This window comes from Streptomyces sp. NPDC054932 (genome assembly GCF_053610205.1).
This window is the reverse complement of the sequence record NZ_JBSGXU010000100.1, coordinates 15552-30310: the sequence shown is the minus strand read 5'-3', so window position 1 is coordinate 30310 and position 14759 is coordinate 15552. Positions and strand designations below refer to the sequence as shown.

The 14759-nt window shown below is 74.2% G+C and carries 1 protein-coding gene; it reads right to left on the bottom strand.

Going from position 1 to position 14759, the window contains the following annotated elements; all coding sequences use genetic code 11:
* Positions 1 to 14756: amino acid adenylation domain-containing protein (locus ACWGE1_RS24690; RefSeq protein WP_453422664.1), on the bottom strand; the 14756-nt coding region annotated here is incomplete at its 3' end.
* Between the last annotated feature and the right edge of the window lie 3 nt (positions 14757 to 14759).

Sequence of the window (14759 nt, the reverse complement as noted above, 5' to 3'; positions counted from 1 at the left end):
GGACGCTCCCCCGCCACCAACGCCTTCCGAGCCTCGTCCGCACCCACCAGACGAAGCGCCAGACCCGCCACCGTCGGCGACTCGAACACCGCACGAACGGGGAGTTCGACGCCGAACGCGGTACGGATACGGCTGATCAGCCGGGTGGCGCGCAGCGAGTGCCCGCCGAGCTCGAAGAACCCGTCGTCGATGCCGACCCGGTCGACCCCGAGGACCTCGGCGAAGAGCCCCTGGAGGATCTCCTCCGCCGGGGTCCGGGGGCCACGGTCCGCGCCGGTGTCGGCGGGGTCGGCGGCCGGCAGTGCCTCGCGGTCGACCCGTCCGTCCGCGGTGAGCGGCAGCCGGTCCAGGACCATCAGGGCGGCCGGGACCAGGTGGTCGGGCAGGGAGGCCCGGGCGAAGGCCGCGACGGCGCCGGTCGTGACGGTGGCACCGGGGGCCGGTACCAGGTACGCGACGAGGGAGCCGTCCCGTACCGCCACGACGGCACGGGCGACGTCGCCGTGCTCGGTCAGGGCCGCCTCCAGCTGCGTCGGGTGGGCGGTGAAGCCCGGCAGCGGCAGCGGCGCCCCGACGAACTCCAGCTCGCCGTCCGCGGTCCAGCGCACCATGTCGCCGGTACGGACCATCCGCGAGCCCTCGGCGCCGAACGGATCGGCGACCACCGACGGGGCGGTGCCGAGCAGCGGCCCGCCGACGTACAGCTCACCCACGACGCCCGGCGGAACCGGGCACAGGCCGGAGTCGAGGACGTACAGGACCGTGCCGGGCAGCGGGGTGCCGAGGGGCACCACGGTGTCCCAGTCGTCCGGGTCGCAGGCGCGCTCCGTGACGGGGCCCGCCGCCTCGGTCAGCGAGTAGCCGTGCCACAGCGGCACGTCCACGGCGTCGAACCAGGCGCGCTGCAGCGGCTCGGCCAGGGCCTCGCCGGAGCAGAACACGCGCCGCAGTGCGGCCCCGGGCAGTGCCGGGTCGCTCAGGAGCTCGGCCAGCTCGGAGGGGGTGACGTGCAGGGTGGTGGCGCCGTGCAGGGAGCCCGTGGCGTACTGCGCGGACGTGCGTGCGGCGCGTACGACGGTCGCACCGGCGGTCAGCGGCCAGAGCACCTCGTCGATCTCGCCCACCGTCCCGGGGGCGGCCGCCGCCCGGACGCGGTCGGTGGCGTCCAGGCCGTGGACGTTCTGGCGGGCCGCGATCCGGGCCGCGACGACGTCCTGCGGGACATGGACGGGCGTACCGGTGCGGGTGCGCAGGACGAACGGCTCCCCGCTGACGAGCGCGGTCAGGATGCCGGCCGGCGGCTGCGCCAGCAGCTGCCCGTACGTGGTCTCGACGTCGCCGTCGACGATCGCGACGGCGTCCGCCGGCTGCGCGCCGATCAGTTCGAGCAGGGTGGGCGTCTGCAGGGGAGCCCCCGCGTCACGACCGGGCACGGCCTGCGGCAGTGCGATCCGGTCCACGACGACGTCCGCGTCCGCGCTCACCGTCTCCAGCAGGTGGACGAACTGCGCGGCCATCCGCTGCGCCGTGCCCGCGTCGAAGAGGTCCTCGGCGTACTCCAGGTCGATGCCGATGCCCTCGGCCGCGCCGTCCGCGCCGACCGCCTCCTGCACGTGCAGGGTCAGGTCGAAGCGGGCCGCTCCCATCTCGACGTCCTCGTCGAAGGCGGCGTTCAGACCGGCCAGCGCGAAGTCGTCCTCGTCGTCGTTCTCGAAGACGAGCATCACCTGGAAGAGCGGGTGGTGGCCCAGCGAACGCCCGGGCCGGACCACGTCGACCAGGCGCTCGAAGGGCACGTCCTGGTGCGCGAAGGCGGCCAGGTCCGCATCGCGGACCCTGCCCAGCAGCTCGCGGAAGGACGGGGACCCGGACACGTCGGTGCGCAGCACGAGCGTGTTGACGAAGAAGCCGACGAGGTCCTGGAGGGCGTCGTCCGTCCGGCCCGCGATGGGCGTGCCGATCGGGATGTCGGTTCCGGCGCCCAGCTTGGACAGCATGAGCGCGAGGGCCGACTGCAGCACCATGAACAGGGTCGTGTTGGTCTCGCGCGCCACGGCCTGGAGACGGCCGTGCAGCTCGGCCGGGATGCGGATGCCGACCTCGGCGCCGCGGTGGGTGGCCTCGGCGGGCCGCATCCGGTCCGTCGGCAGGGGCAGCAGCTCGGGGATGCCGTCCAGGGCGTCCTTCCACCACGCCAGCTGGCGGCTGACGAGGCTCTGCGGATCGTCCTCGGCGCCGAGCAGTTCGGCCTGCCACAGCGTGTAGTCGGCGTACTGGACCGGCAGTCCGGGCCAGCGCGGCGCCCGGCCGGCCCGGCGGGCCGCGTACGCGGTCGACAGGTCGCGGGCGAGCGCCCCGGTCGACCAGCCGTCGCTGGCGATGTGGTGGACCAGCAGGAGCAGCCGGTGCTCCTCCGGCCCGTCGCTGAAGAGCGTGGTCCGCAGCGGCGGTTCGGTTTCCAGGTCGAAGGTGTGCCGGGCCGCGTCGGCGGGCTCCGCGACGCCGGTGGCCAGGACGGGCCTGGCCTCGTCGACACCGAGGACCCGCTGGTACGGGGTGCCGTCGGCGTCGGACGGGAACACCGTCCGCAGCGTCTCGTGCCGGGCCACGACGTCGCCCAGCGACGCTTCGAGGGCCACGGCGTCGAGCTCTCCGGTGAGCCGGATCAGCAGGGGCACGTTGTAGGTCGTGCTCGGGCCCTCGAGCCGGTGCAGGAACCAGAGCCGCTGCTGGGCGAAGGACAGGGGCACCCGGGCGGGACGCTCCCTGCGGGCCGGGGCGGGCCGGTCGGCGGCCGCGCCGTCGATCCGGGTGGCGAGGCCCGCCACCGTCGGCTCGGCGAACAGCGACCGGACCGTCAGCTCCGTGCCGAGCTGCGACCGGATGCGGCTGAGCAGCCGGATCGCGGACAGCGAGTGGCCGCCGAGGTCGAAGAAGTTGTCGTCGATGCCGACGGCGGCGACGCCCAGGGTCTCGGCGAAGAGACCGGCGATGATCTCCTCGGCGAGGGTGCGCGGGCTGCGCCGCACGGCGGCGACGGCGGCGTCCTCGGCCGGGAGTTCGGCGGGGATCTCCGGGACGACGACGAACTTGGCGGGGACCAGGTAGTCGGGCAGCACGGACTCGGCGGCGCGCCGGGCGGCCGTCGCGTCGCCCTCGTGGACGACGTACGCGACGACCCGGGCGGAACCGGCGACGACGGCGACGTCCGCGAAGACCTCGCGCAGCCGGGCCGCGACCTCCGCGGGGTTGACGCGGAACCCGCGCACCACGCGCACGTCCTCGGGGCGGCCGAGCAGCTCGGTGACGCCGTCCGCGGTGCGGCGGGCCAGCTCGCCGGAGGCGAGGGTGGCCACCACGCCCGGGGGCACGAGCCGTCCCGCGGCGTCGACGAGCGCGGTGTCCCGCTCGTCCTCGGCCAGCAGGTCGAGCCCGGAGACCGGCGCGCCGGGGTCGGCGGCGGCCGCGGTGAGCAGCCGGATCAGGCGGTCGCCGAACGCGTTCATCGTCGACCGGTCGAACAGGTCGGTGGCGTACTCGATCTCGCCGACGATCCCGGCGGGCTCGCCGTCGGGTCCGTACCTCTCCTGCAGACGGACGTCCATGTCGAACTTGGAGGCGTCGCCGACCACGTCCTCCAGCCGGGTCTCCAGGCCGGGCATGGTCAGCGAGACCTCGTCGAAGTTCTCGAAGGTCAGCATGACCTGGTAGAGCGGGTGCCGGGAGAGCGAGCGGACGGGGTTGACCACCTCGACGAGGCGCTCGAACGGCACGTCCTGGTGTGCGAAAGCGGCCAGGTCGGTCTCGCGGACGCGGTCGAGCAGCTCGGCGAACGTGGGGTCGCCCGAGACGTCGGTGCGCAGCACGAGGGTGTTGACGAAGTAGCCGAAGAGGTCCTCCAGCGCCTCGTCGGTCCGCCCGGCGACCGGGGTGCCGACGGCGATGTCGGTGCCGCCGCTGAGCCTGCTCATCAGGGCGACCAGGCCGGCCTGGATGGTCATGAACAGAGTGGTGTTGCCCTGTCGGGCCAGGCGCAGCAGGGCGTCGTGCAGGGCGGCGTCCAGACGCAGCGGCGCCTCGGCACCGCCGTACGTGGCCACCGGCGGCCGGGGCCGGTCGGTGGGCAGGTCCACGAGCTCGGGCAGGCCGCGCAGGGTCTCGGTCCAGTAGGCGAGCTGCCGGGAGATCGCACTCTCGGGGTCGTCCTCGCGGCCGAGCAGGTCGCGCTGCCAGAGGGTGTAGTCGGCGTACTGCACGGCCAGCGGCGCCCAGTCGGGGGCGCGCCCCTCGGCCCGGGCCGCGTAGGCGACGGAGAGGTCGTCGCCGAGCAGCGTCTCCGACCAGCCGTCGCTGGCGATGTGGTGCATGAGCGGCAGCAGGGCGTGCTCTTCGTCGCCGAGCCGGAACAGGGTGCACCGGATGGGCAGTTCGTCGACGAGGTCGAAGTGGTACTGGGCTGCCTCGGCGAGCGCGGACTCCAGGTGCTGCTCGTCGTCGGCGTCGACGACGAACAGGTCCACGACCGCTTCGTCCGCGGGCACGATGTGCTGGTAGGGCGTGCCGTCGGCCTCGCGGAACAGGGTGCGCAGCCCCTCGTGCCGGGCGACCACGTCGTGCAGGGCGGTCTGCAGCGCCGGGACGTCGAGCGGTCCCGAGAACCGCATGACGAGCGGCACGTTGTAGGTGGAGCTGGGGCCTTCGAGCCGGTTGAGGAACCACAGTCCGCGCTGGCCGAAGGAGAGCGGCACCCGCTCCGGGCGCTGCATGGGCTCCAGGGCGCGCCTGGCCTCGCCCGCCCGGTCCGTCCAGCCGGCGAGCCCGGCGACGGTCGGCGTCTCGAACAGGGCCCGGACGGGCACCTCCACACCCATCGAGGACCGGATGCGGCTGATCAGCCGGGTGGCGAGGAGCGAGTGTCCGCCCAGTTCGAAGAAGTTGTCGTCGATCCCGACCCGGTCCACGCCCAGCACGTCGGCGAAGAGGACCGCGAGCAGTTCCTCTCGCGGGTTGCGGGGGCGGCGGCCCTCCGCGGCACCCGACAGCGCGGGCGCGGGCAGCGCCTTGCGGTCGAGCTTGCCGTTCGGGGTGAGCGGCAGCCGGTCCAGCGTGACGAAGGCTGCGGGGACCATGTGCGCGGGCAGTGCGGCCGCGACGTGGTCACGGACGCGGACGGGGTCACCGCCGACCAGGTACGCGGTGAGCCGCGGGTCACCCGGCTGGTCCTCGCGGACGATCACAGCGGCCTGGCTGACGTCCGGCGCCCCGAGGACGGCGGACTCGATCTCGCCCAGCTCGATCCGGAAGCCGCGGATCTTCACCTGGTCGTCGGCCCGGCCGAAGTAGGACAGGGTGCCGTCGGCGGCCCGGCGGGCCAGGTCGCCGGTGCGGTACATCCTGGTTCCGGGCGCGCCGTAGGGGTCGGCGACGAAGCGCTGCGCGCTGAGGCCGGGGCGGCCGAGGTAGCCGCGGGCCAGGCCGGCGCCGGCGACGTACAGCTCGCCGGTGGTGCCCGCCGGGACGGGCTGCAGGCCCTGGTCGAGGACGTACACGTGCAGGTCGGGGATACCGACGCCGACGACGCTGTTGGCGGTGGCGGCCGCCGAGACGCGGTCGAGCGCGTGGTGGGTGACGTGCACCGTGGTCTCGGTGATGCCGTACATGTTGACCAGTACGGGAGAGTCGTCGGCGTGCCGGTCGTACCAGGACGAGAGCCGTCCCAGGTCGAGCGCCTCACCGCCGAAGATCACGTACCGCAGGGCCAGGTCCGTGCCGGGGTTCTCCTCGTCGGCCTGCATGAGCTGGTAGAAGGCGGACGGGGTCTGGTTGAGCACCGTGACGCGCTCGTCCCGGAGCATCCCCAGGAAGTCGAGCGGCGAGCGGCTGACGTCCTGCGGTACGACGACGAGCGTGCCGCCGCGCAGCAGCGGACCCCACAGCTCCCAGACGGAGAAGTCGAAGGCGTAGGAGTGGAACAGCGTCCACACGTCGGACTCGTCGAAGCCGAACCACTGCTCCGTCTGCGTGAACAGCCGCACGACGTTCTGGTGCGGGATCACCACGCCCTTGGGACGGCCGGTGGAGCCGGAGGTGTAGATGATGTACGCGCCGTTGTCCGGGCGCAGCGCCGGGCGTGCCGGGTCGGTGACGGGGCCGTCGGCCGACTCGTCGATGACGATGCGGGTGATGCCCTCGGGCAGGGCCACGTCCACGGCGGAGCCGGTCACGACGGCGGCCGGACGGGCGTCCTCCACGACGAACGTGATCCGCTCGGCCGGGTAGTTCGGGTCGAGCGGCAGGTAGACGCCACCGGCCTTGAGCACGCCGAGGACGCCCACCACGAGGTCCGCGCTGCGCGGCAGGGCCAGCGCGACCACGGACTCCGGGCCCACGCCCTGCGCGATGAGGGTGTGGGCGAGCCGGTTCGCCCGTGCGTTCAGCTCCGCGTACGTCAGGCGCTGCGCGCCGTCGACGAGGGCGGTCGCCGCGGGGTGCGCGGCGGCCGCGGCCTCGAACAGCGCGGGGACGGTCGTCCGCTGCGACTGCGCCGGGGCGGGCGCGGTCCATTGCGCCAGCAGCTCCCGGCGTTCCGCCGGGGCCAGGATGTCCGTCTGCCACAGCGCCTGGTCCGGGTCGGCCACGACCGCCCGGAGCAGCCGGGCCAGCCGGTCGACGATCCCCTGCACGGTGGACCGGTCGAACAGGTCGGTGGCGTACTCGACCAGGCCCGACAGGCCGGCGGGCTCGCCGTCGGGGCCGTGGTTCTCCTGCATGTCGAAGTCGAGGTCGAACTTGGCGACGCCGGAGCCGACGTCCTCCAGAGCGGCCCGCAGACCGGGCAGGCCCAGGTCCGCCTCGGCGTTGTTCTGGAAGAGGATCATGACCTGGAAGAGCGGGTGGTGCGCGAGGGAACGGGTCGGGTTCAGCACCTCGACCAGCCGCTCGAAGGGCACCTCCTGGTGCGCGTACGCGGCCAGGTCGGTCTCCCGGACCCGGGCGAGCAGCTCCCGGAAGGTCGGGTTGCCGGAGGTGTCGGTGCGCAGCACCAGGGTGTTGACGAAGAAGCCGATCAGCTCGTCGAGGGCCTCGTCGGTCCGTCCGGCGATGACGCCGCCGAGCGGGATGTCCTCACCCGCGCCGAGCCGGGTGAGCAGTCCCGCCACCGCGGCCTGGAACACCATGAAGAGCGTGGTGTTGGTGTGGCGGGCCAGTTCCAGCAGCTGGGTGTGCAGCTCGGCGTCGAGCTCGAAGCGGACCTCGTCGCCGCGGAAGCTCGCCGCGGCCGGCCGGGGCCGGTCGGTCGGCAGCTCCAGCTGCTCCGGGAGCCCGGCGAGGTTCTCCTGCCAGTAGGCGAGCTGCTGCGACAGCAGGCTCTTCGGGTCGGTCTCCGAGCCGAGCAGCTCCCGCTGCCAGAGCGTGTAGTCGGCGTACTGGACGGGCAGCGCGGGCCAGGCCGGCGCGTGTCCCTCCAGCCGGGCGCCGTAGGCGACGGAGAGGTCCCGGGCGAACGGCGCGTCCGACCAGCCGTCGCTGGCGATGTGGTGCAGCAGGAAGAGCAGGACGTGCTCGGTCTCCGAAAGCCGGAACAGGGTGATCCGCAGCGGCAGTTCGGTGGCGAGGTCGAAGCCGTACCGGGTGGCGACGGCGAGCTGCTCGGCAAGGCCGGCCTCGTCGGTCTCGACCAGCGTCACCTCCGGCTGTTCGGCGTCGGTGATCAGCTGGTAGGGCTGCCCGTCCACCTCGGGGAAGCGGGTGCGCAGGCTCTCGTGCCGGGCCACGATGTCGCCGAAGGCGGCTTCGAGGGCGGCCCGGTCGAGGGTCCCGGACATGCGCAGCAGCAGCGGCACGGTGTAGGTGGCACTGCGGCCCTCGAGCCGGTACAGGAACCACAGGCGCCACTGCGCCGCCGAGACGGGGACGTGCTCCGGCCGCGGCATCGGGGCGAGGGTCAGCCTGGACTGCTCGGCGCCCTTCATCCGTTCGGCGAGCTCGGCGACGGTGGGCGCCTCGAACAGGTGCCGGATGGCCAGCTCCACGCTGAACATCGAGCGGATGCGGCTGAGCAGCCGGATCGCGGTGAGCGAGTGCCCGCCGAGGTCGAAGAAGCTGTCGTCGATGCCGACGGTCGGCACACCGAGGACGGCGGAGAAGAGACCGCAGAGGATCTCCTGCTCCGGGGTGCGCGGCGCACGGTAGGACAGCGGCACGGCGGCGCCGGCCGCGGGGGCCTGCTCGATCGCCGGCGCGGCGGCCGGTGCGGCTGCGGGCGCGGGGGCCGGTGCGGGGGCGGCGGCGGCGGCCGCGTCCGCCGGGGCGAGCTCGCCGACGGGCACGGAGGCGTCGTCCACGAAGGCGGTGATCAGGCGCACGAGATCGGCGGCGAGCACATCGATCTGCGCCGCGTCCAGCAGGTCCGGGCGGTACTCCAGGCGCAGCTTGAGCTGCTTGCCGGGAAGCACGGAGAGGGTCAGCGGGTAGTGGGTGGCGTCGTGGTCCTCCAGCACGCTCGCCCGCAGGCCGGGCGCGGGCTCCCACACGTCATCGTCGTCGTGCGGGTAGTTCTCGACGACGGTCAGCGTGTCGAAGAGCTCGCCCAGCCCGGCGATCCGCTGGACGTCGTTCAGCCCGAGGTACTGGTGCGCGATCAGCCGTGACTGCTCGTCCTGGATGCGCTCCAGCAGCCGGCGCAGGGGCTCCTGCGCGTCGATCCGGACGCGGACGGGCAGCGTGTTGATGAACATGCCGACCATGGCCTCGCTGCCGGCGAGCTCCGCGGCACGCCCGGAGTACGTGGAGCCGAACACCACGTCCCGGCGCCCGGTGCGGGCGCCGAGCAGCAGGCTCCACAGGCCCTGGACGGCCGTGTTGAGAGTGATCCCGTCTTCGCGCAGCCGGTCCTGGAGCCGCCCGGAGACCGTGTCGGGCAGGTCGCAGTAGACCTGGAGGGGGCGTGCGGGCGCCGCCGTGCCCGGCTCGGCGAGCAGGGTCGGTGCGTCCAGCCCGTCGAGCGCGGCGCGCCACACGTCCTGCGCGGCCGTACGGTCCTGCCCGGCCAGCCAGGCCAGGTGGTCACGGAAGGCGGCGGGCTCGGGCAGGGTCTCGCCGCGGTAGAGCGCGAACAGCTCGTCCAGCACCAGCTGCATGGACCAGCCGTCGAAGAGGATGTGGTGGTTGACCAGGACCAGCCGGTGCTCGTCCTCGGCGAGCCGGACCAGGGTGAACCGCAGCAGCGGCGGCCGGCCCAGGTCGAAGCGCTCGGCGCGCGCCTCGGCCACGACGCGGGCCAGTGCGGGCTCGCGCTCGGCCTCGGCGAGCCCGGAGAGGTCGACGTCCCGCCACGGCAGTCCGAGGCCGTCGACGACCACCTGCACGGGCTGGGACAGGCCCTCGTGGTGGAAGCCCGCCCGCAGGTTCGGGTAGCGGTCGAGGACGGTGGCGGCCGCGGCGCGCAGGGCGCCGGTGTCCAGCGGGCCGCTCAGTGCGAAGACCTCCTGGACGGCGTAGACGTCGGCGCCGTCGGAGTCGTAGAGGGCGTGGAAGAGCAGGCCCTCCTGGAGCGGGGCGAGCGGCAGCACGTCGGCGAGGCCGGGCAGGGCGCCCTCCAGCTCCTCGATGTCGCCCTGCGACAGCTCCACGAGCGGCAGGTCGGACGGGGTCAGACCGCCGGTGGCCACGGCCGCCAGAGCGGTCAGCGAGGCGAACCAGGCGTCGGCCAGGCCGCGCACCTCGTCCTCGGTCAGCAGGCCCTGCGCCCAGGTCCAGGTCGCGACGAGCCGCGACCCGTCGGCGTGGTCGACGGTCACGGCGTCGAGCTCGACGGCGAGGCCGAGCGGTGCCGCGTCGTCGAAGCCCGCACCGAGCGCGGGGGCCTCCGGGGCGGGCGCCCAGTCGGCCTGCTCGGGAGCGGCGAACCGGCCCAGGTAGTTGAAGCCCAGCTGGGGGCGGGCGTGGCCGGCCAGTTCCGCGGCGGTCCGTGCGTTGCGGTGGCGCAGCACGCCGTGGCCGATGCCGTTGTCCGGCACCGCGAGCAGCTGCTCCTTGACGAGCTTCAGGGCGCGGACGCCGTCCGCGCTGCCCGGGTCGACCCGGACGGGGTAGGCGCTGGTGAACCAGCCGACGGTACGGGTGAGGTCGAGGCCGGGCACGATGTCCTCGCGGCCGTGCCCCTCCAGCTCCAGGAGCAGCGCGGAGGCGTCGACCCCGCGGCCGCCGCGCCAGTCGGCGACCGCCAGCGCGAGACCGGTGACCAGTACGTCCCGGACGCCCGCGCGCACGGCGGCGGGGACCGTGGTGAGCAGCGGCTCGGTGATGCCGGCCGGCAGGGTGAGCGTCAGCGTCCCGGTCGTGGCCCGGACGTCGGTGGCGGGGTCGAGCGGCCGGCTGCCGAGCAGCGGGTCGGGCGTCTCCAGCACCGAGCGCCACAGCGCCAGTTCACCGGTGCGGCGCTCCGCCTCCTCGTCGAGGAGCGCGCTCCACCGCCGGAAGGAGGTGCCGACGGGGTCGAGGGCCTCGCCCTCCCAGGCAGCCTGCAGGTCGCCGAGCAGGGGCTGCCAGGAGACGCCGTCGACGGCCAGGTGGTGCACGAGCAGCAGCAGCCGCCCCGATTCCGCTCCGGCGTCGAACCACACCGCGCGCACCAGGTCGCCCTTGCCCGGGTCCAGTTCGGCCTGTGCTGCCCTGCTGTGCTCCTCGATCGCCCGGCCGAGCGCGTCGGCGTCGGAGCCGGCGACGTCCACGCGCCGTACGGCGGCGGTGACGGAGCCCGGAGCGGGCACGGAGAGCTGCCACTGCCCGTCCAGGGTCAGCCGCAGCGCGTCGTGCCGGTCGAGGACCGCCTGCAGCGCGCCGGTCAGCCGCTCGGTGCCGAGCCCGGCGGGTACGACGAGCAGCATCGACTGGTGGTATCCGGCGACGGGGCCGCCGAGGTCGCGCAGGTCCGCCATGACCGGGGTGGGCAGCAGGGTGCCGGTCGCGATGTCCTGGACGACCGGGGCGGCGGGTGCCGCGGTGCGGGCTGCCGCCGCGATGCGGGCGACGGTCTTGTGCTCGAAGACGTCCCGCGGGGTGATGTGCAGCCCTGCCTTGCGGGCGCGGCTGACCAGCTTGATGGAGACGATGCTGTCGCCGCCGAGGTCGAAGAAGCCCTGGTTCAGGCCGACGTGCGCGAGGCCGAGCACCTCGGCGAAGAGCGAGGCCAGCAGCGCCTCCTCGGGGGTGCCCGCCGCGGCGGGGTCCTCGGTCCCGGGAGAGGGCAGTGCGGCGGTGTCGAGGCGGCCGTCCTCGGTGCGCGGCAGTTCGGCGACGGTGACGTAGGTGTCCGGGACGAGGTAGTCGGGGAGCACGCGGGCGAGGTGGTCACGGAGGTCGACGGAGCGCACGGAGTGCCCGGGCGCGGTCACGACGTAGGCGACGGGACCGTCCGCCACCGCCGCCTCGGCGAGGGCGGGGTGGGCGAGCAGGGCGGTGACGGTGCGGGTGACGTCGACCGGGGCGCCGCCCACGAGGACCGGCGTACCGAGGCGCTCGAGGCGGCCGTCGGTGGTGTACCGGGCCGGGGCGCCGCCGAGCGTTCCGGCGACGCCGTCGGGCACGAGCTCGCCGTTCCCGTCGACGACGCGGTCGGAGCGGCCCGAGAGCGCACTGCGTTCGGCGTCGGTGAGCAGGTCGATCGTGGCGATCCGGCGTCCGGGGTCGGCCACCGCGGCGCGCAGCAGCCGGGCCAGCCGGGCGACCAGTGCATCGACGGTGGAGCCGTCGAACAGGTCGGTGGAGTATTCGGCGACCACGTCCACGCCGGCCGGGGTGCCGTCGGCCGCGAAACGTTCCTGCAGGCGCAGGTCGAGGTCGAACTTGGCGACCCCGGTGGCGGCCTCGTCCACCTCGGCGGTGAGGCCGGGCAGGTCGACCCCGGCCAGGCCGAGGTTCTCGAAGGTCAGCATCACCTGGAACAGCGGGTGATGCGCGAGGGACCGGGCCGGGTTGAGCGCCTCGACCAGCCGGTCGAACGGCACGTCCTGGTGCGGGTAGGCGGCCACGGCCGTGTTGCGCACCCGGTCCAGGAGTTCCAGGAAGGTCGGGTCGCCCGAGGTGTCCGTGCGCAGCACGAGGGTGTTGACGAAGTGGCCGACGAGTCCGTCGAGCTGCTCGTCGGAGCGCCCCGCGGACGGCGTGCCGAGGGGGATGTCGGTGCCGGCGCCGAGCCGGGTCATGAGCGCGGCGAGCGCGGCCTGGACCACCATGAAGACGGTGCGGCCGGTGGACCGGGCGAGCGCGGTCACCTCCCGGTGCAGGTCGGCGTCGAGGCGGGTGCGCAGTTCGTCGCCGCGGAAGCTCGCGGCCGGGGGCCGGGGGCGGTCGGTGGGGAGTTCGACGAGCTGCGGCAGCCCGTCGAGCGCGGTCCGCCAGTAGTCGATGCCGTCGGCCTCGCCCTGCCAGAGGGTGTAGTCGGCGTACGTCACCGGCAGTTCGTCCCACTGCGGTTCCTGTCCGGCGCGGCGGGCCGCGTAGGCCAGGGACAGGTCCTCGATCAGCGGCCGCTCGGACCAGCCGTCGGCCGCGATGTGGTGCATCAGCAGCAGGAGGGTGTGCTCGTCGGTACCGGGCCGGGAGAACAGGGTGGCCCGCAGCGGAGCCTCGGTGTGCAGGTCGAAGGGGTACCGGGCCGCTTCGGCCACGGCGTCCGCGACGTCCGGGGTGGTGACGACGGTGAGCTCGGCGGGGGTGTCGAGGACGACCTGCCGGGCGACGCCGTCGCTCTCGGGGAAGACCGTCCGCAGGGTCTCGTGCCGCCCGGCGACGTCGCGGACGGCGGCGCGCAGCGCCTCGGTGTCCAGGTCACCGGCCAGGCGCAGGACGAGGGGGATGTTGTAGGTCGCGCTCGCGCCCTCCAGCCGGTGCAGGAACCACAGCCCGCGCTGGGCGTGCGACAGCGGCACGGTGTCCGGGTGCTCGCTGCGGACCAGCGGCGGCCGTGCGGCGCCGGCCTCGTCGAGGCGGGCCGCCAGTCCGGCGACGGTCGGCGCCTCGAAGAGGGCGCGGACCGACACCTCGCGGTCGAAGGCGGTACGGATGCGGCTGATCAGGCGGGCGGCGAGGAGCGAGTCGCCGCCGAGGTCGAAGAAGCCGTCGTCCACGCCGACCCGGTCGGTGCCCAGGACGTCGGCGAAGAGCCCGGCGAGGATCTCCTCGGCGGGCGTGCGGGGCGCGCGGCCGGTCCCGGCGTTGACCTGCGGGGCGGGCAGCGCGGCGCGGTCCAGCTTGCCGTTCGGGCTGAGCGGGAGCGCGTCGAGCACTACGTACGCCGACGGGACCATGTGCTCGGGCAGCCGGGCGGCCAGCCGCTCGTGCACCTCGGCGGTCTGCGCCGCGCCGACGTAGTGGGCGACGAGGCGCTGCTGTCCGGGCCGGTCCTCGCGCACGGTCACGACGGCCTGGGACACCTCGGCCAGTTCGGTGATCGCCGCTTCGATCTCGCCCAGCTCGATGCGGAAACCGCGGAGCTTGACCTGGTCGTCGGCACGGCCCGCGAACTCGACGAGGCCGTCCGCGTTCCAGCGGGCCAGGTCGCCGGTCCGGTACATCCGCTCGCCCTCGGCGAAGGGGGACGCGACGAACCGCTGTGCGGTCAGGTCCGCCCGGCCCAGGTAGCCGCGGGCGAGCTGGACGCCCGACACGTAGAGCTCGCCCTCCTCGCCCGGCTCCACCGGGCGCAGGGCGCTGTCGAGGATGTGGATCCCGGTGTTCGCGACCGGGGAGCCGATGGGGACGCTGCGGTGGCTCTCGCCGGGGCGTACCTCGTACGCCGTGACGTCGATCGAGGCCTCGGTGGGGCCGTAGTGGTGGCCGAGCCGTACGCCCAGCTTGGTGACGACCTCGTCGGCGAGGGAGGGCGGCAGCACCTCGCCCGCGACGAAGAGCAGCCGCAGTGCGAGGCCGGGGGTGTCCCGGATCGCGGGAACCGCGACGGCCAGCAGCGACGGGACGAACTGGGCGACCGTGACGCCGTGTTCGGCGGCGTACGCGAGCAGCAGGTGCGGCAGGCCCAGCACTTCGTCGGGCGCCATGCAGATCGTCGCACCGGCGATCAGCGGCAGCCAGATCTCCGAGCCGGAGGCGTCGAAGCTGAAGGCGGTCCGGGCGAGCACGACGTCGGACGCGTCCACGTCCCACTCGCCGGCCTGCCACAGCATGTGGTTCGCGACGCCCGCGTGCGGTACGACCACGCCCTTGGGCAGGCCCGTCGAGCCGGACGTGTAGATGACGTAGGCGGCGTTCGCGGTGCTGACGGTGACGTCGGGCGCGGTGTCCTCGCCCGTCGTCAGGTCGATGTCGTCGAGGAGCACGACGGGGGCCGTGGTGCCGGGCAGCGTGGCGTGCGTGGCGGTGGTGGTGATCACGACCGACGGGCGGCCGTCGGACAGCATGTACGCGATCCGCTGTGCGGGGTAGCGCGGGTCCACCGGCAGGTAGGCCGCCCCGGTCTTGAGCACGGCCAGCATGGCGACCACGGCGTCCGCCGACCTCGGCAGCGCCAGGGCCACGACCTGCTCGGGACCGGCCCCGAGGCCGATCAGCCGGCGCGCCAGCCGGTTGGCCCGGCTGTCGAGCTCTCCGTAGCTGAGCGCCGTCGAGCCGAAGACCACGGCGGGGTGGTCGGGGGCTCGTCGTACCTGTGCCTCGACCAGTGCGGGCAGCGGCATCGTCGCCACATCACCGTCCAGGCTCGACCCGATCGGATTGCGCGTCGCACGACGGTCCACGCT